The following is a 24144-nucleotide window of genomic DNA, read 5'->3' as shown; positions in this document are numbered from 1 at the left end:
AATTATTCACGAAACATCTTTGGAAACATATGTTGAATATTCGAGGACTCTTGATTGAGGTGTACAAGTATGAATAATATAATACAGAATATAACTATAGAAAATAAAAGAATCGACAGAGATAAATTCTTTATGTTGGGATATTGTCCGGAGATTGAAAAACATCTGCTCTGTGTGCATATTTCATGGGTAGCAGGCTATGACAGATATTATGTATTGGATGAGGAAGATACGGAAATGTATGAAAAAGAGCCGGAAGAATTTTATAAGAAATATGAAAAAGAAATCAAAGCTGTCAGGACAAAGAAACTGATTGGAAAGGGGAAACACAAATGTACATAGCAGATAAATATTGGAACAATTATATAGGCGACACCGATGATAGTCTGACACTGGCTTCATATCTTATGTATAAGAGGCAGGAAAAAATATCTCTTGCGGAAATATTTGCGGATTTAGGTTTAGATAAGTTAAACGGTAATTTCAGACAGAATGATGAACCGATTACAGTAAAATTAAGAGATAATGAAAATGATGGGTATGATGTTGAATTTTATTATCCGATTGATATAATTACAGACCTTGCGGCAATAAGGGAATATTTTGACCATGTTGTCATTATCAATAAAAGGGTAGTGGCAGCAGGCAAGGTAGATGAGGTATTTACAAACGAGAACTTAGAAAAGGCGATGATGAAACATGTTTAATATGGATGTACTTACCAGCTATTCTTTTTTAATAGTTGGAAGCGGAACATTTTTACTGGCGGCAATAGCCGGTGCAGTTGGCTGTATTACAGTACTTAAGGGGCAGTCTCTTATAGGAGATGCCATAGGGCATGCGGCATTTCCGGGCATTGTCCTGTCTTTTATGCTCTTTTTGCAAAGAGAGCCTGTACTTTTAACTCTGGGGGCGGTAGTATCGGGTACTACTGCCTTTATGCTTATTCAGGTGATAAAAGAAAATTCAAAGCTTGAACTGGATGCAATACTGGCTGTCACCTTGTCTTCATTTTTTGGAGTGGGTATGGTCTTAAAGAGCCACATTCAGGGAAACAGTGCATACAAAGATGCAGCTCAGTCAGGGCTTTCAAGTTATATCTTCGGACAGGCTGCCTATATTATGAAAGATGATGTAAAGCTCATCCTTTATATAGGTATACCGACATTAATCTTGCTTATATTGTTTTACAAGGAAATCAAGCTGTTTTTGTTTGATGAAATTTATGCAAGAACCATAGGCATAAAAACGGTTTTGCTATATGGGATAATTCTTGTAATGACAATGGGAATAATTGCGGCAGGGCTTAAACTGGTTGGAGCAATTCTCATATCATCCCTTCTTATAATGCCTGCAATTACAGCCCTGCAGTGGAGTGAAAAGTTCAGCAAAGTTTTAATTATAGCCGGTGTAACAGGGGGGATTTCCGCCCTTATCGGAACTTATATTTCTACTGTATATGACGGAATGAGTACCGGAGCTGCCATTATTCTTGTGATGGGAAGTCTTGCCGTAATTTCACTTGTAATAGGACCTCATGGCATGATTTCCAATATAAAGATGAGGAGGCGTGAAGGAAATGATTGAATCATTAATATCTTATTTTAGCATATCCTATGAGTCTCTATTTGTACTTATAGCAACTGCTACAGCCTGTGCGCTTTTAAGTCCTTTTTTGGTACTTAGAAAATTGTCAATGGTTTCAGATGCAATTTCGCATTCAGTTTTACTTGGTATAGTTCTTGCTTTTTTTATAGTAAAAGATGTAGGCTCTCCGCTTTTGATAGCAGGAGCGGCTTTATTCGGTGTTATTACAGTTTTTGCAGTAGAATTTCTGTCAGGAACAGGTCTTGTTAAAAATGATGATGCGGTAGGTATAGTTTTTCCTATGTTTTTTGCCCTTGCAGTAGTCCTTATTACAAAATTTGCCAGAAATGTACACTTGGATACGGATATAGTGCTTATGGGAGAGGTCATAATAGCACCGTTAAACCGAACAGAGTTTTTGGGCATGGACTTGCCTAAGGCATTTGTACAAATGGGGGTACTGTTTATAGTAAATTTACTATTTATAATCATATTTTTCAAGGAACTTAAAATAACAACTTTTGATAAAGGCTTTGCAAAGCTTGCAGGCTTTTCTTCAGCTGCCTTATTTTACGCTTTGATGACACTTTCATCACTTACAGCAGTTACAGCCTTTGATGCGGTGGGGGCTATTTTGGTAGTTTCATTTCTCATTACTCCCGGGGCGGCTGCCTATCTTATAAGCAAAGATTTGAAGGTGATGATAGCTATATCGGCAGGCTATGCAGTTATTAATTCGATTATAGGCTATGTGCTTTCACTTCTTATGAATGTATCTATGTCGGGAATGACAGCCGCCGCAGCTGGTGTTACATTTTTAATTACTTTCTTATTTAACAGGGAAGGACTGGTAACTGCTCTGATTTTAAGGTTTAAGAGAAAGAGTGAGTTAAAGCCCGAACTTTTTCTTATCCATATAGGAAACCACAGTGGCAAAAAGGAAGAACTTGAGGAACTTGGCTTAGGCTCAATCAGAGACCATCTTAAATGGAAACAGTCTGAGGTTGATAAGATAGCAGGGAGACTTATTAGGAGAGGGTTAATAATGATAGATATAAATAAGGATATTTATGATTTGACTGAGAAAGGCAGGGAAAGGTTTTTAGAGATTGAGGCATGAAGTTGAGGTTGCAAATAGTGATTTCAATTTTAAAATATCAATAATCAACACTATATATAGAGAAACATGTGACGTTTTATTCAATATATAGTACTTGTATTTTTTTGTTTCTAATCTATAATTAATGCAACAGAGTTGCCCAGTCATTGCATTGGGGACCAGGTCGGGAATTATCTCGACCTTTTTACTTTTATTGGGGGATAGTATAATGGAATTAAAGTGTCCACTTACAATTGAAGAACAATTGGAAAAACTACAATCGCATGGCATAATAATAGAGAATATTGATGAAGCTAAATGTTTTTTACAAACGGTTAGCTACTATAGACTTACAGGATATATACTACATTTTAGGAAAAATCCATCCAATAGTGATCTTATAGCAGAACACTTATTTTCAGAGATAATTAAAATCTATGATTTTGATTTAAAGTTAAGGTCTTTAATAAGGCAATATATTGAGATTAATGAAGTGTATTATAAAACACATATTTCAAATGTTTTTGCATTAGAAAAATGTACAGAACCGCCATATAACCAACATTATAATCCTGATAATTATTTCAACAAAGATGGATTTAATAAAACTATAGAGTGTTTTGAAAAGGAAGAGCAATATTATACTGATAGTCTTATTGTAAAACATCATAAGCAAAACTATGAAGGTAAAATGCCGTTATGGGCAATGTTTGAACTTATGTCCTTTTCTAATGTCTCTATGCTCTACAAAGCAATGTATAAAACATCTCAGGAGAATATAGCAAGTCTAATTGGAGTAGGAAGTAAAACCTTGATAAATCACCTTCATTGTATGTCAGTACTCAGAAATAAATGTGAACATACAGCAAGGCTTATTAATACGAGATATAATCCACCGGCAAGGTTGTCTGCAAAATTTCTAAGAGATAATCCTAGTGTTAACAATGATTCCTTGTTCGCATATATTAAAGTTTTAATATATAGACTTCCTGCTGATAGTTTGAGAGAAGAGTTTAAGAATCAAATAATTAAATTAATTGAAGAATATAAAGATGTTGTAGACTTATCCCTTATTGGTTTTCCAGTGAATTATAAAAGTGTTATGTAGATTAATTAACTAATAAAAAATAGCAAGCTTACTTTAATATAGAAAGATAAGTTGACATAGTGTGTATAATAGATATATAAGGAGATGATGCTATGAACATGGTTAGAAAAAATATCACTTTGTCTGTTACAGCTTATGAAACTATAAATGATTACGCTAAAAAATGTGGTATGTCTTTTTCTGAATTTTTAAGAGATGCCGCCTTAAAAGCGATTGCTAAAAGTGAAAATCTGAGCCTGTTAGAGTATATAAATGCAAATTGCACTTATATGGACAAACACGAACAGGAAGAAATTGAAGCTTTGAATATTGACTTTGATAATTTAAGCGGAAAGGAACTTAGCTTAGATGAATTTTTACAAGATTAAGTATTCAAAAGCCGCTGAAAAATTCATAAAGAAAAACAAGGCGATAGGTATAAGGTTTTTCAAAGCATTTGAAGAATTGGCAGAGGACAAGGAGAATATTACATTATTTTAATCTTTTCCAATTGATTAAAATCCCATCTTAGGTTACAATAACATTTGAAATTAAAAATTACTGATTGTTAAACTGCTACAGGGATGTAGATGGTCGTTAAAGTAAAAATAGAAATAGTATAAAGCGAATGAGTTTTACAGAATTGTTATAATTAAAGAGGTCATTATGGAAAAACATAAAATTATAAAAATAATTTGGATAATACTTGGTTTCATAGGCTTTGGTCTAGGTACAGTAGGAGTTATAATACCACTTCTGCCTTCATTTCCATTTTATATGCTTACACTTTTTGCTTTTGCGAAAAGCTCTGACAGGCTTCATAAGTGGTTTATGTCAACAGAGCTTTACAAGAAAAACCTTGAAAGCTTTGTAAATAAAAAGGGTATGACGGTTAAAACTAAGATTAGAATAGCAGCCTGTGTAACTTTGGTAATGGCAGTTGGATTTATTATGATGAAGCATGTTCCAATTGGCAGGATTGTACTTGCGATAGTTTGGGTTTGCCATGTGCTTTACTTTATATTTGGCATAAAAACTTTAGAAGTTGAGGGTGGGGAAAATGATTAAAAAGAGATTAATAGGACTTTTGTCACAGGCAGGAAAGCATATTATCTACCATATTTTATTGCAGATATTGTCTTTAACAGCTCAGATTGTACTTGTATTTACCCTTGCAAATGTCCTTGAAAATGCAGTAGGCGGCAAACTTGACAGGGATGCGCTTCTTATTGCAATTATAATTTTTGTAATAGTTTATATAATCAGGGTGACCTGTGAAGAACTTGAGGCAAAAGAAGCTTATCTTGCAAGTGTAGATGTAAAAAGAGTGATAAGGGAGAAAATTTATGACAAACTCCTAAGACTTGGTGCAGGTTACAGGGAAAAGGTCTCTACCTCACAGGTAGTTCAGTTAAGCTCTGAAGGAGTTGAACAGCTTGAGACCTATTTTGGCAGATATCTTCCACAGTTTGCCTACAGTATGTCTGCTCCGGTTATACTCTTTATTGTACTTGCCATAAAGGTGAACTTTGTTGTCAGCCTTATACTTCTGCTTTTAGTTCCACTCATTCCGGTTTCTATAGTGGCAGTTATGAAAATAGCAGGAAGACTGTTTAAGAAATACTGGGGAGTTTATTCAGACCTCGGTGATACCTTTTTAGAGAATTTACAGGGACTTACAACTTCAAAAATTTATAGGGCAGATGAGAGAAAGGCTGAGGAAATGGATGTAGAAGCTTCTCATTTTAGGAAAATTACAATGAGAGTGCTTACCATGCAGCTTATTTCAACAACAGTAATGGACGTACTGGCTTATGGTGGTGCAGCAGTCGGTATGCTGGTAGGAATAAGCTATTTTCTAAAGGGAGAAATAAGCCTTGCAGGAATGCTTACAGTAATTTTACTTGCATCTGAATTTTTTCTTCCGCTTAGGCTTTTAGGTTCATATTTCCACATAGCTATGAATGGAATGTCTGCTTCGGACAAGATATTTGAGCTTATTGATATGGAAGAAGGCGAAAAGGGGGAGGAAGAAGCAGAGGAAGGTATACCTGTAATCAGCCTTGAAAATGTGAATTTTAATTATGATGCTGAGCGGGAGATATTAAAAAATGTAAATATGCTTTTTCCTAAAGGAAGTTTTACTTCTATAGTAGGTGAATCAGGCTGTGGAAAAAGTACTGTTGTCGGAATAATTTCAGGCAGGAATAAAGGCTACAGCGGTAGTATAAAACTTGGGACTAAAGAACTAAGAGATATAAATGAAGCTTCACTTCTTAAAAAGGTAACTTTGGTTAAATCAAACGGTTATATTTTTAAGGGGACAGTAAAAGAAAACCTTAAAATGGCAGATACACAGGCGACTCCTGAAATGATGTGGGATGTACTTAAGAAGGTACGTCTTGATAAACTTTTTAAGGAAAGAGACGGGCTTGATACCCTTATTGCTGAAAAAGCAGGCAACCTCTCGGGTGGACAGGCACAGAGGCTTACCCTTGCAAGAGCCTTACTTTCTAAGTCAGAGATAATGATATTTGATGAGGTTACTTCCAATATAGATGCTGAAAGCGAAGAAATGATAATGGAAGTAATAAAAAGTCTTGCCGGTAAGCGTACAGTAATTATGATTTCTCACAGACTTTACAATGTAATAGAGTCTGACAATATTTATATGATGAACAAGGGGAAAATAACTGAAAGCGGTACTCATACTGAGCTTTTAGTTAAGCAGGGAGAATATGCAAGGTTATTTAACTCACAGACTGCGCTTGAAGCCTACGCTAAGAAAAAAGAGTTAAAACCTAATATAAGAAAGGCTGTAGTGACTGATAGCGTTGAAGCCGGTGAAGGAGTAGAATACGAGGAAGATAAGGAAGACCGCAGAAGTGGTATAGCTATTATGGGCAAGCTTATAGTTCTTATAAAACCGTTGTTACACATTATGGCTATAGCTGTTTTACTGGGAGTAACAGGTTATCTTTGTGCAATTTCACTGACTATTCTTGGAGCTAAGACCTTGGGAATAGCTACAGGAGGCTTCTTATCAGATACAGTAAAATATCTTTCTGAAAATGCAAGAGTTTCAGGCAAAATAACAGGTATTATGACAGCTATGATATTGGTGGCTGTATTTAGAGGAGTTTTCCACTATATAGAGCAGTATTGTAATCATTTCATAGCATTTAAGCTGCTCGCAGTTATCAGACATAAAGTATTTGCGGCTCTTAGAAAGCTCTGTCCTGCGAAACTGGAAGGCAGGGATAAGGGTAATCTTATTTCTATAATAACAACTGATATTGAACTTTTGGAAGTATTTTATGCACATACGATTTCTCCTATAGCCATAGCAATTGTAGTGTCACTTATAATGATTATTTTCATAGGTAGTTACTCGGTGGCAGCAGGAGTATTTGCACTTATTGCTTACCTTGTAATCGGAGTAGTCATACCGATTATCAATGGTAAAAGGGGCGGTACCCTCGGAATGAAGTTTAGAAATGCTGTAGGCGAGCTTTCAAGCTTTGTACTTGGTGAGCTTCGAGGTATAGATGAGACTATACAGTATGGAGCAGGTGAGAAAAAGAAAAAGGCTATTTATGATAAGTCGGTCAATTTATCTAAAATTCAGAATGAACTTGCAGAGGCAGAAGGCAGGCAGAGAGGATTTACAGTTGGAGCAATTCAGTTATTCTCGTACGGAATGTTGTTGCTTACTCTTATTCTCTACAGTAATAGTATTATTGAGTTTGAAGCTGTTGTAATCTGTACTGTAGCAATGATGAGTTCCTTTGGACCCGTGGTAGCACTTTCAGCCCTTTCAAATAACTTAAATCAGACTCTTGCAAGCGGAGAAAGGGTACTTGCCTTACTTGAAGAAGAGCCTGAAGTTGCAGAAGTAGAAGCAGGGAAGGACAGCATTTCTCTGTCTGAGTTTACAGGAGTTAAGGCTAAGGCTGTAGATTTCTCCTACGGAGATAAGAAGATACTCGAAGATTTTACTCTGGAGATAAAGAAGGGCAGGATTTTAGGTATACATGGGGCAAGCGGCTCAGGTAAGTCTACCTTCCTTAAACTTCTTATGAGATTTTGGGAAACTGACAGTGGTGAGATTCTTATTTCAAACAATGATATTAAGAAGATTGTCACAGAGGATTTAAGAAAATTAGAGGGCTATGTGACACAGGAAACCCACCTTTTCACAGGCACAATAGCTGAAAATATTGCACTTGGCAATCCGGATGCCGTGCTTAGTGAAATAAAGGAGGCAGCAAAAGCAGCTTCAATAGATGAATTTATCACAAGTCTTCCTAATGGATATGACACTAAGGTGGGAGAGCTGGGAGATACGCTTTCAAGTGGAGAAAAGCAGAGACTTGGCATAGCAAGGGCATTTCTTTACAATGCACCATTTATCCTGCTTGATGAGCCAACCAGTAATCTGGATTCGCTAAATGAAGGAATTATTTTGAAGGCACTTAAGGAAAAGAGCAAGGGCAGAACCATACTCCTTGTTTCACACAGGGATTCTACTATGAATATTGTAGATGAGATGGTGGAGATGGGATAGAAGAGTAATATAATAATGAATTTATTTAAATGATACATATGAAATGGGTTACATCTGTTAAAGGCGTAACCCGTTGGTTTAAATAAACCCCAATAATTTGTGGATTTAGCAAGTAATCTATTAAAGATTCTTGGTCTGCTTCTGCCTATAAATTTCTTTCAATTTGTCAATAGCCATTTCTACATCAAGGGTATGAAATCCAAACCAACACTCATTCATAGTCTTAGCATCAGCAATTTTGTAAATCTCACTGCTTAATTCACCTGTATAATAATGCCAATACCGGTAGGTATATCCTGTCCAGTACATTGATTCATTGCCAAAAACAGAACCGGCTTTTTTTAGACCATTTACCTCATCATCAAGTTCTTCAAGGATATATTCCTCTCCTGCCCATTGTAATCTGTCATAGACATCATCAAGACAGGAGGCGGCCTGACTGTTCATAAAGGCTTCTATGAAAGCAGGGCAGTCATAACCAGTTTTTAGAGCAAGTTCAAACAATCTGCCCTGTATGTCACAGAGCTGCATTTTATCAACTGTGAAATTTTCCATACTAATTCTCCGTATTCAGTATTTCATCAAAAAATCTACCCTCACGCCTGTGTTTTCTACAGATTTCTTCAGCTAAACTGATGCCTTTGGAACGGTTTGTTTCACTTTTTTGTTTTAATTCTTTTCGTTCATTTTCCGTTAAGACTTGTTCATTAAGAATTTTAATTTTACTGCAGGCTTTGTCTGTTAAAGCAACATATTGTTTGCCAAGCTTTAATGCTGAAAGACAGTGAATAAGCGAAACATCAGTGATTATTCCATTAAAAAAACGGTCTAGCACAACAAACATTCTATCATTTGCAATATAGCCTGCGATTATATCATAGTTTTTACTTAAGTTTTCATACTTATTATAGAGTGCTAAGCCTTTAATCATGTCCATTTTTCCATGGTTATATGCTACAAACAACGCCCAGTCTAAATCTAGATTTAAATTTAGAACTGTAAGTTCTGACAAGTCAAGATATAAGGTATAAAGACTGGGATTAGGATAGTTACAAATTAGTGTGAGAGGCTGTGATTTTTCAGTTCCCATATAAAACCCTTTTCCAAAATCACAATGTTCTCTGCTTTTAGGTGTAATATTACCTTGAATACCTGATTTTGAGCCATGATAAAGAGTTATGGTCTCATTAGTGTATATATATTTTGAAGTTTCCATAAACAGCCTCCAATCCATTAAACCTGAATGATAAGGGTTTAATTTTATATACATATTATGACATGCAGAATAATTAAAAACAATAGTATAAACATTGAAATGGATTTAAAATAACCCCCAAAATATGGAAATTTTCCTGCTTTGGGGGATTGAGGTTACCTAATGAATTTTTATATGTAAATAATCTGAATTTAGTAAGGCATAATCTCTACAAATCCGAAATTCTCCTTAAACTCTTCGCCAAGCTTATTAGCTAAAGGCTGCATCTTATCCATAAGATTTTCTACATCTTTGTAAAGAGAATCAAGTTTAGAAGTAAGCTCTTTGGTAGCTTCGTTAACCTTGTTATACTGTCTGCTATGCTCTTCGTTAAGTGCCCTAAGTTCTTCCTCTGCCTTTATGAGAGTTTCCTTTTCCTCATCGGTAAGAGCCTTTGAAGACTTGATAAACTCTATATTATCCTCGATTGCAAGATCTTCATCAGTTGCATTCTCATAAACCTTGTCCCAAAGGGCTTGGTGCTTATTTGCTGCTTCATCAATCTTATCTGCTATAGCCCATTTATCTGTAATCTTATTTGTAATCTTTTCTATCTCTTCTGAGGTCTTATCAATATCCTTGCGTGTTTTTTCAAGCTTATCATAATTCTCTGTCAGGGACTTTTTCTCTGCCTTTGTAAGCTTGGTATCCTTTTTAAGGAATTCTTCAAGAGAAGGGAAAGCATCCATATCACTTGGATAAGCAAAGAAGTTTTTGTCTAATTCCCTGAAATCCATGTCATCCGGATAACCAAAGAAGTTTTTGTCTGTTTCCTTAAAATCAGTATCTCCTGGATAAGCAAAGAAGTTTTTATTTGTTTCCTTAAAATCAGTATCTCCCGGATAAGCAAAATAGTTTTTGTTTGTTTCCTTGAAATCAATATTCTTCTTGTTGCCCTTCTTACTTGTTTCTACAGCATTTTTTGTATCTGCAGCCTTAGCTGTACCTAAACTTGTTGTAGCTCCTGAAACTACTAAACTTCCTACCATAAATAAAACTGCTAATTTCTTCATAATAAATACCTTCCTTTCATTGTTAGGTTTGTGTTTTGTTATTAGTTTTGATAACCGATGTCTTATCGCTTTATCTGTGTATAGTATAACCCCAAAATTTAGGTAAAATCCCCTTAAAAATGTAAGGAGTTTTAGGAAAAAGTGTGGGAAATTTGTGGCAAGGTGGAGATGGAGAAAATATGTGTAGGGAAAAGAATGTTGTAAAATAGGGGGATTTAACATATAATAAGTATGTGCGTAACAGAATTTTATTAAATATAGAATTTGGGTAATAAAAGAAGAGGAAAATACTTATGAAAGTCAGCGAAATTATCAAAAAGCCTGTGGTAGAGGCAAAGTATCTGAATGTAGACAATACTGACAGATACCGCCCCATTATCAGGCTTTTTTATTTAAAATATGAAAAATTAAAATACTGGCTGTATCAGGAAGAGGTATTTGAGGAATTAAAAGAGGATACATATTTTACAGGTTATACTATTGAGCAGTGTAAGCAGGACTTAAAAACACTTACTGAATGGGGCAATCTTCTTGCTATGCAGGATACGAGAAGGGCAGCTACTTTAGAAGAATTTGCCAATAAAAAATTCCGTTACCAGCTCTCAGAAACGGCAGTAGAAATAGAGCGTATGGTAATCAGGATAGAAAATCTTTTTATAGAGAGTTCTTCCCTAGAGCCAAGCCTGCTTGAGAGAATTAGAATGAGCCTTCTTAACCTTCCTTCTATGTTAGCTGAAAATGATGAGAAACTGTATTCATACTGGAATGATTTAAATAATGATTTTAAAAGGCTTAACCAGAATTATCAGGATTATATGAGGGAACTTAACAGCGTAAAAGCTGAAAATCTTATGCGCACTAAGGAATTTCTTATATTTAAGGATAGATTAATTGAATATTTGAGAAGTTTTGTTAAGGGACTGCAAACCAATGTAGGTATAATTGAGGCTATTATTAAGGGCTTTGATGAAACAATGCTGCAATCCCTTATAAATAGGATATTTCAGTATGAACTTTCTATTCCAAGATTAGAGATTGTTGTAGATAAAGAGAGAATTTTAGATAATATAAAGGGCAGACTTGAAAGCCTTAAAGATTGGTTTGTAAGTGGTGGCAATAAAGAGTCTGAGGTAGTGAAAGTATTTGATACAACTAATGAAATAATCCGTAAAATTACAGGTTATGCTGCAAGAATAAGTGAGAGTGGTGGCAGCAGTGCGAATAGAAAAGAAGAATATAAAAAGCTGGCAGAGATATTTTATAATTGTGAAGATATATCTGAGGCACATCGTTTTGCAGGGCTTGTCTTTGGCAGTGCAACCACATTTCATTTAAGAGGAATAGGGGAAAGGCAGACAGAAAGTATAAATAGTGGAGTATATGAGGAAAAAACCTGCATAAAAACAGTTACCCCAAGGGTAAGGACTTATAGAGAAAAAGCAAAAAGAAGTGGAATTAAGGATAATTTTAAAGCAAAAGAAGAACTTAGGCTTGCTACTATAGAAAAAATAGCAACCGAAAGAGAACTTTTAAGAGGATATATTAAAGATGGTAAGCTGGTATTTAAGGATTTGCCTGAGATAACACCATTTGTAAGGGATGTATTTTTAACTTGGATATCGAGGGCTTTGGAGAATAAAGAGGGCAGGGGAAAGACTGAAGAAGGAAAAAGGTTCAGGCTTATCTCACCTCCGGCAGAAGAGATTTGTGAACTTAAAAGTGAAGATGGGGTGTTGTATATGCCATCTTATGAGATTATATTTGAGGATGAAATAAATGAAAGCATTGGAAGTATTGCTTAGTAAAAGGTGGATATTAAAATCAAAAGACAGGGAGCTGTATTATTCTATAAGAGATGAACTTCCCAAGTTTAAGTCATTTTTAATAGAAAAATTAGGCTTTCAGGTGGTTGTAAATTCTTATCTTATAAAGCTTGAGAAAATTCCCACTGTGGCTGAAAACTGGATGGGAATAAAAGAGTTTAGTGATAAGATGGAATATGTAATTTTTATGACTGTACTTATGTTTTTGGAAGAAAAAGATATGGGAGAGCAATTTGTGCTTTCAGAACTGACCGAATACATTCAGACTACAGTAGAGGTGGAAACTATAGATTGGACAGTCTACAGAAGTAGAAAATATCTTGTAAAGGTTATGAAATATCTAGTTTCAGAAGGGATTTTAGAGCTTAATGATGGAAGCGAGGAAGATTTTGCAAAAGACGGTATAAGTGAGGTTCTCTATGAAAATACAGGAGTTTCAAGACATTTTGTAAGGAATTTCACCAGGGATATATCAAATTTTAAGGAAGTGGCTGATTTTGAAGATGGAGATTTTATAGATACGGATGAAGACAGGGGAATAGTCCGCAGGCAGAGGGTATATAGGAAGCTTTTGCTCTCGGCAGGATTATATAGAAATGAAAATACTGAAGAAGATTTTAACTATATAAGAAATTTCAGGGGAATAATAGCAAATGATTTTGAAGGTTTATTTGACTGCAATCTTCATATACATAAATCAAGTGCTTATTTGGTGATAAATGAAGGTTCAAGACTTGGAAGGGCATTTCCGGAAGAAAGTACCTTATCGGATATAGTACTCCTTGTAAATGATTTGATTCTTAATAGAATTGATGAAAATAAACTGACCCCTGCTGTAGATGAAAGTATAGTTTTATCTTTAGAGAGTTTTAATGAGCTGATTGAGGAAGCTAAAAGATTGTATGGAAACGGCTTTGCAAAGACTTACAGGGATATGACAACTAAGGAGATTTGCAGTGTGGTAACTGAGTATATGCTGGAACTTGGGTTTATAGAATATATTGGAAATGATGTGAAAATAAATCCGATTGTAGGCAAGGTGGCAGGAAGATATCCAAAGGATTTTTCTGATACATAAACATATCGGTTGTCTTCCTGAGATATACAAAAGCTCAGTAAGGAATATTTGTTTTGATATTATTTGTAACGAGAACTGATTATAGTAGTGTAAAATACATAATATTAAGGAGAGGCAGATGAACAGCAACTGGAAGATAAACAGAGTAGGGCTGGTAGATTTTTGGTATTATGATGATGAGGAATTTGTCTTTGATGATGGCAGAATGCTTCTAAGGGGTGCAAACGGTTCAGGAAAATCTGTAACAATGCAGAGCCTTATTCCTCTGCTTTTAGATGGCAACATACGTCCAGAGAGGCTTGATGCCTTTGGTACAAGAGCCAGAAAAATGGAAAACTACCTGCTTGAAGAAGATGACGACAGAGAAGAACGTACAGGCTATCTTTACATGGAGCTTAAAAGGGAAGAAAATGAGGAATATGCTTCCTTTGGCATAGGTATAAGGGCAAGGAGAAATAAACCTTTGGAAGTCTGGTATTTTCAAATTACAGACAGCAGAAGGATAGGAAAAGACATATTTTTATACAAGGAAATGGATGGCAGGATTACTCTCTCAAAAACTGAGCTTAAGAACAAAATAGCAGAGGGTGGAAGGGTAATAGAGAGTCAGGGGGATTATTCGTCAGCAGTAAATAAAACACTTTTTGGTTTTGAAAATGAAGATGAATACAAGGAACTCATAGATATACTTATAAGACTTAGAGCACCTAAGCTTTCAAAAGACCTAAAACCTACACTTATAAGTGAGATTTTAAGCTCTTCTTTGCAGGCACTTTCAGATGATGATTTAAAGCCGATGTCAGATGCAATAGAGAAAATGGACGAGACCAAGTTAAACCTTGAAAATCTTAAGGAAAGTCTTGCTTCAGCCAGACAGATAGAAAAAGTTTATAAGCTTTACAATGAAGTCTTGCTTTTTAACAAGGCAGGTTTTCTTGTGGAAGCAGATGGTGATTATAAGAGACTTAAAAAAGAAGAAACAGGTAGTTTAAAAAGACTTGAAAATGTGAAGGAAGAAATTGAGTTAAAAAGTACAGATATAAATAAACTGGATAGTGAAGAAAATATATTAAAAGAAGAGAAAAATTCATTAGACAGTGATGAGATAGTAAAACTTAAGGAAAATGAGGAAAGGCTTGAGAATGAAATTGGGATTTTTGAAAATACAATAAAAGATAAAGAAGAGAAGGAAGAGGATAAAAAAGAAAGAGAAAGAAGTTTACAAAAAGAAATTAAAGAAGATAAAGAAGAAGCAGATTCATTATGGAAATCTTGTGAAGCTGCTCTTAATGATATGGAAGCAGAACTTGAAGCTGTACCTTTTGATGAGTTTGCTTTTATGAGAGATGAGCTTGTAAAAAATAAAAATGAGGACTATTCTTTTGAAGCACATACTAAGACTTTTGAAGCCTATGTATCAAGAGCAAAGGAAGGAAAAAGGCTTTTAGAGGAAGAAAAAAGTCAGAATGAAAAATATGACCGCATTCTTAAAACTTTTGATGAATATAAAAGTAAACAGGATGATTTAGAAAAGACTGAGAAGCAGTGTGATACTCTTTTCTTTGATGAGAAAGAAAGATTGGCGGAAGAAATATATGTTTGGGAAAAGAAAAATGTTGAATTACACCCTGAAACAGAGATTTTGCAAAATATAGAAAGAGAAATAGAAAACTATGATGAGAATAAAAACTATTTTGACATAAAAAATATTGCAAAGCCTGCTTATGAAAAGGTGTATAGAGAAATTTTTGAAAATAACCTTAGAATTAAAAATGATATTGAAGCTGTTAGAGGAGAAATAAAAGAAAAAGAGTCAGAACTTTTAGAATGGCAAAATAAAAAAGATCCTGAGCCTGAAAGAACTGAGAGTGTTAGAAAAAACAGGGAGAAGCTAAAGGCAGAAGGTATTGAGTACTTAAATTTTTATAAGACGGTGGACTTTGCAGTCAATATCTCAGGAGCTGAAAGAAACAGCCTTGAAGAAGCTTTGTTTGAAATGGGAATACTTGATGCAATTATAGTTTCGGGTAAGGACAGAGAAAGAATACTTGCCTTTGATAAAGGGCTTAGCGACAGGTATATATTTGATGATGTACAGGCGGTAAATGATAATATATTAAATAAATTTGAAATCGAAGAAGAATACAACAATATTTTTTCAAATTTTAAAATAACGGCTGCCCTTTCAAGCATTTCTCTAAAGAAATCTGAAAAGGGTGGAACTTGGATAGGTGAAAATGGAAGCTTCGGACTGGGCATAATAGAAGGAAAAACCACAGGAGAATATAAGGCAGGTTTTATAGGTAGTCTTTCGAGGGAAAACTATAGGCTTGCAAAAATAAATGAACTTGAAAATGATATAAAAGGCTTGCAGGAAGAAGTAAGGCTTAAGGAAGAAAAGATGAGGATGATACAGGCAAGGGAAGAAGAACTTGCTAAGGAATGGGAAAGTTTTCCAAAGCCTGACAGTATGAATACAGCCCTTATTGAATTAAATAAAGTAAGAAGCAGCCTAAAGGGGCTTTTAGAGGATATAGCAAAGTTAAAGACAGAGCTTGACAGGGAGAAAAAGGCTTTGGATGAAATAAGGCTAGCCGCAAATGAAGCCTGTGGAAAATGCTATGTAAAGGCAAGGCTTGATTTATTTATACAACTTAACAAAGCACTTGAGAATTACAGAACTTTGCTTACGGAACTAAAAGCTTCGCATAGGGAATACCTTAGTAAGCTGGAATTGATATGTTCTAAGGAAACTAACCTTGAGGAAGTAGAGGAATATCTTGAGAATATCCGTTATGAGCTATCACTGGAGAGAGCAAAACTAAGAGAAGCAAAAGCAAAGCTTGCTTCCATAAAGGAGCAGTTAAAACTTACAGACTATGACAAGATAAAAGACAGGATTGATTATATAGTAAGAAGGCTTAATGAAATACCTAAGGAAAGGCAGAAAGTCTCAATAGAACTTGGCAGTAGAAAGCAGGAAGAAACTGATCTTAGAGAAAAGCTTGAGGGATTTAAACCACTGCTTGAATTAAGCATGAAACATAGGGAAGATATGGAAAGAGCCTTTGCTGACGAGTTAAGGCTTGGCTTGGTAGAAGTTTTAGAATTTGATGAAGATGTATTAAGTACGGCAGAAAGGCTTAGGTCTAGTTTAAAACAGGGAATAGGTGAAACAAAGCAGGAAGATGTATTTAGTAAATTACAGGAGAATTTCCACAGATACAGAGGAGGACTTGCAAGGTATAATATAACTATGAATTCTCTTTTTACTGAGGAAGAAGTGGACTATGGCAGCAGTAAAAATGTAAAAAGACTGGAGATTTCTGCAAAATATAAGGGAAGCACAGTTAAGTTTGGAGGGCTTGTAAGTGCTCTTGATAGTGAAGTCTTAGAGCTTGAAAACATTCTTAAAGAAAGTGACAGACAAATCTATGAAGACATCCTTATAGGTACTGTAGGAAGAAAGATAAGGGCAAAAATCCGTCTTGCTGAAAAATGGGTGGCAAAGATTAAACGTCTTATGGAATCTATGGAAACATCAAGTGGCTTAACTTTAAGTCTTACTTGGAAACCTAAAAAGGCTGAAAAGGAAGAGGAACTTGGCACAAAAGTTTTAGTAGACATTCTTATGAGAGATGAGGAGATACTTAGACCTGAAGACTCTGCGAATCTGTCAGAACATTTTCGCTCTAAGATAAATGCTGCAAAGAAGACCGCAGAGGAGTCCGGAGGAATGAAAAGCTTTTATGCAGTAATAAGGGATATTCTTGACTATAGAAAATGGTATGAGTTTACCCTGATGTACCAAAGAGCCGGTGAAAATAAGAAAGAGCTTACAGACAGAGTATTTTTTACCTTTAGTGGGGGAGAGAAGGCTATGGCTATGTATGTGCCTTTATTCTCAGCAGTTGTTGCCAAATATCAGGGAGCCAGGGCAGATGCACCGAGACTGGTAGCTCTTGATGAAGCTTTTGCAGGAGTTGACGAAACCAATATTAGGGATATGTTCAGACTGATGTCGGAGTTTAAGTTCAACTTTGTGATTAATTCTCAGAGCCTTTGGGGAGATTATGACACTGTTCCGGCTCTTGCCATTTATCAGCTTGTACGCCCTGAAAATGCAAAATATGTTACGGTAATCAGGTACAGGTGGAATGGAATAAGAAGAGAACTGGCAGATAATGTACGTGAAAGGGGTTAATCTTTGTCTGAGATAAATGAAGCATTAGGGTATTTTAAGAAAAGACCTGTATATGAAAAGCTTTTTAAGGCATATAAGAAGAAGTATGAAAGTCTTGGAAAAATTGCCGGAACAGCGGTACTTACCGGACTTGACAGTGTAGAAAAACTTGATTTGTCAGATTTTTTGATGAAGGATTTTACAGAGGAGAAAGAAGTAAGGGTTTCTGTAAAATTATTTGAAAAGGCTCTTTTAAAAAGTAAATTCAGCAATCTCACCACAGAGAATATACTTGCCCGGTATTTTGGAGAAGAACTTCGTACTAAAAAAGAAAGGAACGAAGATGATGAAATTAAAAAGGCAGAATACCTTGCAGAAATAAGAGAATACACAGATAAAACTTATATAAATGACTGGCTGCAGGGGGTATTCTATGGAAAAGCAGAGGGAGCAGGGCTTATTATAAGAAATTATAATGCCGATAAAGAAGAACTTAAAAATACGCTAATAAAACTTGTAAGGGCAATTCCGTTAATGCCTGATTTTACAAAAGGTGAAAAGAAAGAACTGTTAGCAGTATTTGCAGCAAAAACTACAGCCAATCCGCATTTCTTTGATGATGATACTATAGCACAGAGCCTGCTCATAGCATTTTTAAAAGATTATTATAAGTATGAATATGAAGACGGATTATCTGAGTCCGAGAATAAAAGCAATATTTTATTTAAGGCAGGAATTATAAAAGACAGCCTGTCCAATGATGTGATAGCTTACGGAATAAGAGGAAGATATGCAGATGGAAGCTTGCACCAGGGAATGGAAGGTTTTTTCGCTCAGAAAGAACCGCTTAAACTAAGTCTGTTTACCCTGGGCAACCTGGAAGAAACATTTACAACTAAGGAAATTAAAAGGGTTTATATAGTTGAAAATCCTGCTGTATTTTCGATACTGATAAGCCATTTTCCAGATGGAGCCTTTATATGCAGTTATGGACAGATAAGAAGGGCAGTTTTTATGCTCTTGGATTTATTTGATAAAAATATAACATTCTCATACGCAGGGGATTTTGACCCGGAAGGACTTCTTATAGCTGAAAAGCTTAAGAAAAGATACGGAGAAAGATTGACTTTTTGGAAGTATGAACCTGAAATTTATTTGAAATATATTTCAGAGAAGAAGCTTACGGAACAAAGAATTAAGAAGTTAGACGGAGTATCGGATACTATTCTTTTAAGGATTGCAAAACTTATTAGAAAAGAAGGGCGGGCAGCTTATCAGGAGAGTATGATTGGGGAATATTTAAATGAAATGAACTTCAAATGATAACAAGCCACCCAAGCAGGAAAGTTTCCCAGCTTGGGTGGCTTTAGGTTATTATTTATGAATTTTTATATAACAAATAATCTAGTTTGAATTTAGTAAGGCATCATATCACCAAAACCAAAATTATCCTTAAACTTTTTGCCAAGTTTATCAGCTAAAGGCTGCATTTTATCCATAAGTTTTTCGATATCCTTATAGAGGGTGTTAAGCTTTGAATTAAGTTTTTTGGTAGACTTTTCAACCTTATTATACAGCTCTTCATACTCCTCGTTAAGTACATCAAGTTCTTTCTGTGCTTTTATGAGGGTTTCTTTTTCCTCGTCAGTAAGAGCCTTTGATGACTTGATAAACTCTATGTTATCTTCGATTTCAAGCTCCTTATCATCTGCCTTCTCATAAAGCTTGTCCCAAAGTGACTGATGCTTACCTGCAAGCTTATCAAGCTTATCTTCTATAGCCCAGTTACTTGTAATTTTTTTTGTGATTTTGTCCATTTTATTGTATGTAGCTTCAAGCTCCTTACGTGCCTTTAGGAACTTCTCATAATTCTTTGTAAGTGACTTCTTCTCTGCCTTTGTAAGCTTAGTGTCTTTTTTTAGAAAATCAGAAAGAGCTTTGAGGCTTTCACCTTTGCCCGGATAAGCAAAGAAGTCTTTGTCTAACTCTCTGAAATCAGTATTTCCCGGATAAGCAAAGAAATCCTTGTTTGTTTCTTTTAAATCCATATTCTTCTCAATGATTTTTGCTTCTGCAGGTTTTTTTGCATCTGCTGCCTTAACTGTACTTAAGCTTGCTGTAGCTCCTGAAATTACTAAACTTCCTACCATAAATAAAACTGCTAATTTCTTCATAATAAATACCTTTCCTTTCATTGTTAAGTTTTGTTATTAGTTTTTATGACTGATGTCTTATCGCTTTATCTGTGTATAGTATAACTCCGAAAATTAGGTAAAATCCCCTTAAAAGTGTAAGGAGTTTTAGGAAAAAGTGTGGGAAATTTGTGGCAAACTAAGTGTAAATACAGTTCCATTTTCACCGGAAGCCACTTCCAGCCTGCCTTTATGAAGCTTTGCGATATCGCTTGCCATAGAAAGCCCTATACCGAATTTTCCACCCTTTCCCTTGTAAAATCTTTCAAAAATATGTGGAAGGTCTTCTTTTGCTATGCCATTTCCATCATCAGAAACTTTAATAATTACATTATTGTTAGAAATTTCACAAGAAAGTTTTATTTCTGACCTTGCATATCTTATTCCATTTGACACAAGGTTTCCAAGAAGCCTGTCGAGCAGCTTAACATCAGCAGAAACCACAGCTTCTGCTCTAGTTTCACATAAAATATTAATATTATTTTCCTTAGCCATAAGCCTGAAATTATCGGAAACTTCCGCTATTATCTCTGCTATATTTACATTTTCAAATTCAGGCTCAGTAGTTTCCATTTTTGAAAGAAACAGGATTTCATTGATAAGTGAAGCCATTTTTTTACTTTCTTTTAGGATAACGTCTGTGGCTTCATTTTCAGGGATTACATGGTATTTTATTCCCTCTGCATAGCCCTGAATAGACATAAGTGGAGTTCTAAGCTCGTGTGAGGCATTTTGGAAAAACCTTTTCTGCACATTTTCACTTTCTAAAAGCATTTCAGACATTTCATCCACAGCGGTTATAACAGCCTCTATTTCTGAATAGTTTGAAACAGGGCTTGCAGTTTTTTCCTTCTTATGTTTGCCGATGGAAAGCAGGTAGGCTTTTAGTTTTTCAAAGTCCTTATTTACCTGCCTTGTAGTAAGAAAAAGAAAGAAAACGGAGCCTATACCGGAAAGTGCAAGTGCTGCCATAAGTACAAGGTTTACCTTATCTATAAAATTCTGAATAGGAGTAATATTGATATAAAACAGCACATAGTAGTTTTTGCTGTTTTTATCGGACTCATCAGGGATGAAAGCACCATCTTCCATAATTCCTGTATAATTCTTTGCCTGAACAAGATAGAAATTGTCGTTTACATTAAGTTTATGCGGAGAGGCTTTATAAGAGTCAGGTTCACTTGCAATCATATCCGCTATTGTTTGTGCTATTTTAACTTCATACTCATAATACCAAGGCGAAGCAGGGAAGACGAGTTTGCCTTTAGCATCTATTACCAGGTGCATAACCGGTACTATAAGGGAGGTGTCTGTTAGCTCATCATCTATATTTTCCATATTGTCCTCTGTATCAAAGGTAATATTTCCCAGATTATTCATTTCATTTTTGAGAGCATCACTGGTAAGTGCATTTATATACTGGTCGGAAATAACCTGAAACAGTACAAATACTGCGAGCAGGGAAAGCAGTACAATTAGTGAGGGTATTACAAAAATTCTGTGCAGGAGTTTTTTCTTTTTCATACTGCCTCCGACAAAGTAAGCTTAAATCCAAAGCCCCAGATAGTTTCTATGTGGGCAGTACTTCCGGCATCCTTTAGCTTCTTTCTAAGCCTTTTCATAGTGTCATCTGTAACCCTTGTTTCAACTTCACTATAGCCCCAGATATCTAAAAGTAGTTTATCCCTTGAAATGGCTTGTTCAGGGGTAGTAAGTAAGAGTGAAAGCACCTGAAATTCGGTCTTGGTAAGTTTAATTTCATCACCACGAACTTTACATGAAAATGAAGCATCTTCAAGAGAAATATCTCCAAAAGACTTTATGCCGGTTTGCTTTTCATTTTCGGTTTTACCAAGTTTATTAAGAATGGCATTTACCTTCAAAGTAAGTTTAAGAGGTGAAAATGGCTTAGTGAGATAGTCATCACAGCCGGCAGTAAAGCCTGTCATAAAGTCTGCATCGGTATCTCTTGCAGTAAGCAAAAGGATGGTTATATCAGGATAAGACTTTCTTATTTTGCTGCAGGCAGTAAAGCCATCAATACCCGGCATCATTACATCTAAAACGACTATATCAGGTATATCTTTTTCAAGTTTATCAAGCAGGGCATTTCCATTTTCAAAAAGTTCTACCTCATGTCCTGCATCCGCAAGGAACTTGCCAAGCAAATCCCTTATATTTTTTTCATCATCAGCTATAAATATTTTTCCCATGGTAACTCCTTAGTTGCAAATTGTTAGTACTATAGTGGCAAATTTTTTAAGAAAATACAAGAACGATAAGTTGTCTTCTTTATAAAGAAAATATAAACAAACTATAAGCATTTAAAAAGGGAGCTTTGTTGAGTGGCATACAATATATACAACCTTATCTTAAAATTTATGTCTAACGCAATCTATAAGAAAACATTTATACTCAGGATATAAGTTAAGCTTTAATTCAGGCTTTTTACAGCCATCTTCTATCCTCTTAATCATAGCCTTATATTTTGTTAAATCTTCTTTATAACTTGCAATATATTCCTCTTTTTCTTTCTGACTATTATAATCCTCATCAATCTTAGCTTCTTCTATGTTCTCTTCCAACTTCGGAATAGTAGATTGAACTAAGTCATAAAATTTATCCTTCTGGTTTTTTATCCATAGAGTATAATAATAATAATGCTCCCAATCATCGGTATAATACTTACATATTACATCATTAAGCCCGTTAAGGAACTTATCATATTCATCCAAAACATAATAGGCATCATACACCTGATAATCAGATATATCATCTGTACTTAATGAATAGTTTTCATCCTGACCGTCTTTCACCTGTGCAAGATAAAAAAGAGCTTTCTCCTTATTTCCCATAAATAGCTCACAATATCCTACTGCTAATAACAGTCTCATTCTATTAGGATATTCTAAGAGTAAATTTTCAAAAATTATTTTTGCCTCTTTGTACTCTTTATTTTCGTAAAGTGCTGCCCCATAATTGAAAAGGCCCACATAGTCATTAGACATCTTAGTTGTTTTTTCAAAATATTTTAGAGCTTTTTCAAGGTTATTTTCATCATTATTACTTTCATACTCGCTAAAATAGAATAGTCCCAAGCCTTCGTATGTCTCCGGATATGGAGAGTTTAATTCTTCCGCTTTTAGCAAATACTTAGGTGTCAAGGTCTCAAAATCTGAATAATATCCGATATTTGTATATAATCTTGCCTTTTCATTATCAGATAAGTATTCCTCATTTTTACCCAGAAAATCAAACAGTAACTCTGCACAATCCTCATAACTGTCTCGAAGTTCCATACGAACAGAAGCAAGCAAACAAACAATTTCTACATTCTTCTCGTCTTCTTTTTGCATATCAAGTAGCAGTTTTTCCATTTTCTCAAAATATGGCACCGACTTATCATAATCTGCTAAAAACGGAATTTTATACTTGCTCTCATAATCTGTTTTCAGCTCTGTCCAAAATTCTTTTAATTTATCCATATTAGTCTCCTAGTATATTCAATAAATTTGAAGTTGTCGGGCTAATGTACTTGTTTGGCAGACTAAGTCACGCCTTCGCTGATAAATGTCCAGACTTGCTCCGGTTTTTCTGAAAGGAACTATTGTAGGTATCTGAATGTTTACGAAAAACCTAATGCGCTCGCTTAGGCATTATCAGCTCCGGCTGTTTAATTGATGAATGATTGCAAACAAACACATTAGCCACATTGGGGAGGGCGATAGGGGCTGTCTTTAATTTGGTATTCAAGTTATTATTTGCATAAATCTATGGTGACAGCTCCGAATGATAAATTCTAAGCGAGCGCATTAGGCGCAGCGAAGCGGATGCCGGAGCGAGTCTGAAATATTCTCATTCACAGCGTCAATTTACTTGGTTTTATATTAGCCTGACAACTTCAAATTTACTGTATTAAACATACTCAATAGGGAGTGCAATAAGATTTTCTCTCAGGTATGTTTTTTTGTCAATGAGGCAGAGGATAATTCCATTTCCTCTTTTCTTGTCAGGAATTTTATCAAGTATAGGATTGGCGGCATCCATATTCGCTTTTGGATTGCCTGACATTTTAATCCTATGACTTAGCGAACATCCGACTAATCTAAAGTTAAACTTTAGATTAGTCGTTAATCTGGGGAAGTCAATTGTTTCACAAATTTGTAAACAACACATTATCCTTTCCAGGCTATTTTGATTTACAATTTTTCTGATGAGCTTTTAACTTTTTCATAGCCCAGTCATAATGGCTTGAAGTGG

The 24144-nt window shown here is 35.2% G+C and carries 21 protein-coding genes and 1 pseudogene; 14 read left to right on the top strand and 8 right to left on the bottom strand.

Annotated elements, in window-relative coordinates; all coding sequences use genetic code 11:
* The first annotated feature begins 69 nt into the window (after positions 1 to 69).
* The 10 genes and pseudogenes from ACTTKP_RS01385 to ACTTKP_RS01340 all read left to right on the top strand — a co-directional run bounded on the left by ACTTKP_RS01385 (position 70) and on the right by ACTTKP_RS01340 (position 8340).
* Positions 70 to 342, top strand: a complete 273-nt coding sequence (locus ACTTKP_RS01385) for a hypothetical protein (RefSeq protein ID WP_442552115.1) — start codon at positions 70 to 72, stop codon at positions 340 to 342.
* Positions 333 to 707, top strand: a complete 375-nt coding sequence (locus ACTTKP_RS01380) for an imm68 putative immunity domain-containing protein (RefSeq protein ID WP_442552114.1) — start codon at positions 333 to 335, stop codon at positions 705 to 707. The genes ACTTKP_RS01385 and ACTTKP_RS01380 overlap by 10 nt, the downstream gene beginning before the upstream one ends.
* Positions 700 to 1587, top strand: a complete 888-nt coding sequence (locus ACTTKP_RS01375) for a metal ABC transporter permease (protein ID WP_442552113.1) — start codon at positions 700 to 702, stop codon at positions 1585 to 1587. The genes ACTTKP_RS01380 and ACTTKP_RS01375 overlap by 8 nt, the downstream gene beginning before the upstream one ends.
* Positions 1580 to 2707, top strand: coding sequence for a metal ABC transporter permease (locus ACTTKP_RS01370; RefSeq protein WP_442552112.1), 1128 nt, complete (start codon positions 1580 to 1582; stop codon positions 2705 to 2707). The genes ACTTKP_RS01375 and ACTTKP_RS01370 overlap by 8 nt, the downstream gene beginning before the upstream one ends.
* A 208-nt stretch (positions 2708 to 2915) precedes the next feature.
* A complete protein-coding gene (locus tag ACTTKP_RS01365) occupies positions 2916 to 3794 on the top strand; it encodes an Abi family protein (protein WP_442552111.1) in 879 nt (292 codons plus the stop codon).
* Between the two features lie 92 nt (positions 3795 to 3886).
* Entirely contained in the window at positions 3887 to 4162 is a 276-nt protein-coding gene (locus ACTTKP_RS01360) for a hypothetical protein (protein WP_442552110.1), read from the top strand.
* On the top strand, positions 4143 to 4274 hold the full coding sequence (locus ACTTKP_RS01355) for a type II toxin-antitoxin system RelE family toxin (protein ID WP_442552109.1): 132 nt from the start codon (positions 4143 to 4145) through the stop codon (positions 4272 to 4274). Before ACTTKP_RS01360 ends, ACTTKP_RS01355 begins: the two co-directional genes overlap by 20 nt.
* 165 nt (positions 4275 to 4439) lie before the next feature.
* Positions 4440 to 4841, top strand: coding sequence for a YbaN family protein (locus tag ACTTKP_RS01350; RefSeq protein ID WP_442552108.1), 402 nt, complete (start codon positions 4440 to 4442; stop codon positions 4839 to 4841).
* Positions 4834 to 6312: pseudogene (locus ACTTKP_RS01345) on the top strand (ABC transporter ATP-binding protein/permease); the annotation flags it as partial. The gene ACTTKP_RS01350 and the pseudogene ACTTKP_RS01345, both read left to right, overlap by 8 nt.
* Before the next feature lie 360 nt (positions 6313 to 6672).
* Positions 6673 to 8340 (top strand): amino acid ABC transporter ATP-binding/permease protein, encoded by a 1668-nt coding sequence (locus ACTTKP_RS01340; protein ID WP_442552151.1) that lies wholly within the window; start codon positions 6673 to 6675, stop codon positions 8338 to 8340.
* 120 nt (positions 8341 to 8460) lie between these two features.
* Here ACTTKP_RS01340 and ACTTKP_RS01335 read toward each other — a convergent pair whose 3' ends face one another.
* The 3 genes from ACTTKP_RS01335 to ACTTKP_RS01325 all read right to left on the bottom strand — a co-directional run bounded on the left by ACTTKP_RS01335 (position 8461) and on the right by ACTTKP_RS01325 (position 10608).
* The gene (locus ACTTKP_RS01335) at positions 8461 to 8895 is read right to left on the bottom strand and encodes a hypothetical protein (RefSeq protein WP_442552107.1); all 435 of its coding nucleotides are present in this window, start codon (positions 8893 to 8895) and stop codon (positions 8461 to 8463) included.
* Position 8896: 1 nt separating this feature from the next.
* A complete protein-coding gene (locus ACTTKP_RS01330) occupies positions 8897 to 9556 on the bottom strand; it encodes a DUF3990 domain-containing protein (protein WP_442552106.1) in 660 nt (219 codons plus the stop codon).
* 191 nt (positions 9557 to 9747) lie between these two features.
* Positions 9748 to 10608 (bottom strand): hypothetical protein, encoded by an 861-nt coding sequence (locus tag ACTTKP_RS01325; protein WP_442552105.1) that lies wholly within the window; start codon positions 10606 to 10608, stop codon positions 9748 to 9750.
* A 293-nt stretch (positions 10609 to 10901) separates the two neighbouring features.
* Here ACTTKP_RS01325 and ACTTKP_RS01320 point away from each other — a divergent pair, with 293 nt between their 5' ends.
* The 4 genes from ACTTKP_RS01320 to ACTTKP_RS01305 all read left to right on the top strand — a co-directional run bounded on the left by ACTTKP_RS01320 (position 10902) and on the right by ACTTKP_RS01305 (position 19015).
* Positions 10902 to 12410: a TIGR02677 family protein gene (locus ACTTKP_RS01320; RefSeq protein WP_442552104.1), complete on the top strand. Its 1509-nt coding sequence runs from the start codon at positions 10902 to 10904 to the stop codon at positions 12408 to 12410.
* The gene (locus ACTTKP_RS01315) at positions 12385 to 13509 is read left to right on the top strand and encodes a TIGR02678 family protein (RefSeq protein ID WP_442552103.1); all 1125 of its coding nucleotides are present in this window, start codon (positions 12385 to 12387) and stop codon (positions 13507 to 13509) included. The genes ACTTKP_RS01320 and ACTTKP_RS01315 overlap by 26 nt, the downstream gene beginning before the upstream one ends.
* 118 nt (positions 13510 to 13627) lie before the next feature.
* A complete protein-coding gene (locus ACTTKP_RS01310) occupies positions 13628 to 17713 on the top strand; it encodes a TIGR02680 family protein (RefSeq protein ID WP_442552102.1) in 4086 nt (1361 codons plus the stop codon).
* Positions 17714 to 17716: 3 nt separating this feature from the next.
* Positions 17717 to 19015: a TIGR02679 domain-containing protein gene (locus tag ACTTKP_RS01305; protein WP_442552101.1), complete on the top strand. Its 1299-nt coding sequence runs from the start codon at positions 17717 to 17719 to the stop codon at positions 19013 to 19015.
* Positions 19016 to 19107: 92 nt separating this feature from the next.
* On the opposite strand, the gene ACTTKP_RS01300 is transcribed toward ACTTKP_RS01305, so the two are convergent.
* The 5 genes from ACTTKP_RS01300 to ACTTKP_RS01280 form a co-directional block, all read right to left on the bottom strand.
* Positions 19108 to 19866 carry a hypothetical protein gene (locus ACTTKP_RS01300; RefSeq protein ID WP_442552100.1) on the bottom strand — a complete coding sequence of 253 codons (759 nt, stop codon included), beginning with the start codon at positions 19864 to 19866 and terminating at the stop codon, positions 19108 to 19110.
* A 126-nt stretch (positions 19867 to 19992) separates the two neighbouring features.
* A complete protein-coding gene (locus ACTTKP_RS01295; protein ID WP_442552099.1) occupies positions 19993 to 21408 on the bottom strand; it encodes a sensor histidine kinase in 1416 nt (471 codons plus the stop codon).
* Positions 21405 to 22097, bottom strand: a complete 693-nt coding sequence (locus ACTTKP_RS01290) for a response regulator transcription factor (protein WP_442552098.1) — start codon at positions 22095 to 22097, stop codon at positions 21405 to 21407. The genes ACTTKP_RS01295 and ACTTKP_RS01290 overlap by 4 nt, the downstream gene beginning before the upstream one ends.
* 159 nt (positions 22098 to 22256) lie before the next feature.
* Positions 22257 to 23369 carry a tetratricopeptide repeat protein gene (locus ACTTKP_RS01285; RefSeq protein WP_442552097.1) on the bottom strand — a complete coding sequence of 371 codons (1113 nt, stop codon included), beginning with the start codon at positions 23367 to 23369 and terminating at the stop codon, positions 22257 to 22259.
* Positions 23370 to 23799: 430 nt separating this feature from the next.
* On the bottom strand, positions 23800 to 23955 hold the full coding sequence (locus tag ACTTKP_RS01280; protein WP_442552096.1) for a hypothetical protein: 156 nt from the start codon (positions 23953 to 23955) through the stop codon (positions 23800 to 23802).
* Positions 23956 to 24144: the final 189 nt, after the last annotated feature.

The organism is Catonella sp. (assembly GCF_052169795.1).
Taxonomy (GTDB): Bacteria; Bacillota; Clostridia; order Lachnospirales; family Lachnospiraceae; genus Catonella.
This window is presented reverse-complemented; position numbering and strand designations above follow the sequence as displayed.

Coding starts and splice junctions, on each gene's coding strand:
- ACTTKP_RS01365 (WP_442552111.1), top strand. CDS start 2,916: ATGGAATTAAAGTGTCCACTTACAATTGAAGAACAATTGGAAAAACTA.
- ACTTKP_RS01295 (WP_442552099.1), bottom strand. CDS start 21,408: ATGAAAAAGAAAAAACTCCTGCACAGAATTTTTGTAATACCCTCACTA.
- ACTTKP_RS01340 (WP_442552151.1), top strand. CDS start 6,673: ATGGGCAAGCTTATAGTTCTTATAAAACCGTTGTTACACATTATGGCT.
- ACTTKP_RS01385 (WP_442552115.1), top strand. CDS start 70: ATGAATAATATAATACAGAATATAACTATAGAAAATAAAAGAATCGAC.
- ACTTKP_RS01380 (WP_442552114.1), top strand. CDS start 333: ATGTACATAGCAGATAAATATTGGAACAATTATATAGGCGACACCGAT.
- ACTTKP_RS01375 (WP_442552113.1), top strand. CDS start 700: ATGTTTAATATGGATGTACTTACCAGCTATTCTTTTTTAATAGTTGGA.
- ACTTKP_RS01285 (WP_442552097.1), bottom strand. CDS start 23,369: ATGGATAAATTAAAAGAATTTTGGACAGAGCTGAAAACAGATTATGAG.
- ACTTKP_RS01310 (WP_442552102.1), top strand. CDS start 13,628: ATGAACAGCAACTGGAAGATAAACAGAGTAGGGCTGGTAGATTTTTGG.
- ACTTKP_RS01330 (WP_442552106.1), bottom strand. CDS start 9,556: ATGGAAACTTCAAAATATATATACACTAATGAGACCATAACTCTTTAT.
- ACTTKP_RS01355 (WP_442552109.1), top strand. CDS start 4,143: ATGAATTTTTACAAGATTAAGTATTCAAAAGCCGCTGAAAAATTCATA.
- ACTTKP_RS01320 (WP_442552104.1), top strand. CDS start 10,902: ATGAAAGTCAGCGAAATTATCAAAAAGCCTGTGGTAGAGGCAAAGTAT.
- ACTTKP_RS01350 (WP_442552108.1), top strand. CDS start 4,440: ATGGAAAAACATAAAATTATAAAAATAATTTGGATAATACTTGGTTTC.
- ACTTKP_RS01370 (WP_442552112.1), top strand. CDS start 1,580: ATGATTGAATCATTAATATCTTATTTTAGCATATCCTATGAGTCTCTA.
- ACTTKP_RS01325 (WP_442552105.1), bottom strand. CDS start 10,608: ATGAAGAAATTAGCAGTTTTATTTATGGTAGGAAGTTTAGTAGTTTCA.
- ACTTKP_RS01290 (WP_442552098.1), bottom strand. CDS start 22,097: ATGGGAAAAATATTTATAGCTGATGATGAAAAAAATATAAGGGATTTG.
- ACTTKP_RS01360 (WP_442552110.1), top strand. CDS start 3,887: ATGAACATGGTTAGAAAAAATATCACTTTGTCTGTTACAGCTTATGAA.
- ACTTKP_RS01335 (WP_442552107.1), bottom strand. CDS start 8,895: ATGGAAAATTTCACAGTTGATAAAATGCAGCTCTGTGACATACAGGGC.
- ACTTKP_RS01300 (WP_442552100.1), bottom strand. CDS start 19,866: ATGAAGAAATTAGCAGTTTTATTTATGGTAGGAAGTTTAGTAATTTCA.
- ACTTKP_RS01315 (WP_442552103.1), top strand. CDS start 12,385: ATGAAAGCATTGGAAGTATTGCTTAGTAAAAGGTGGATATTAAAATCA.
- ACTTKP_RS01280 (WP_442552096.1), bottom strand. CDS start 23,955: ATGTCAGGCAATCCAAAAGCGAATATGGATGCCGCCAATCCTATACTT.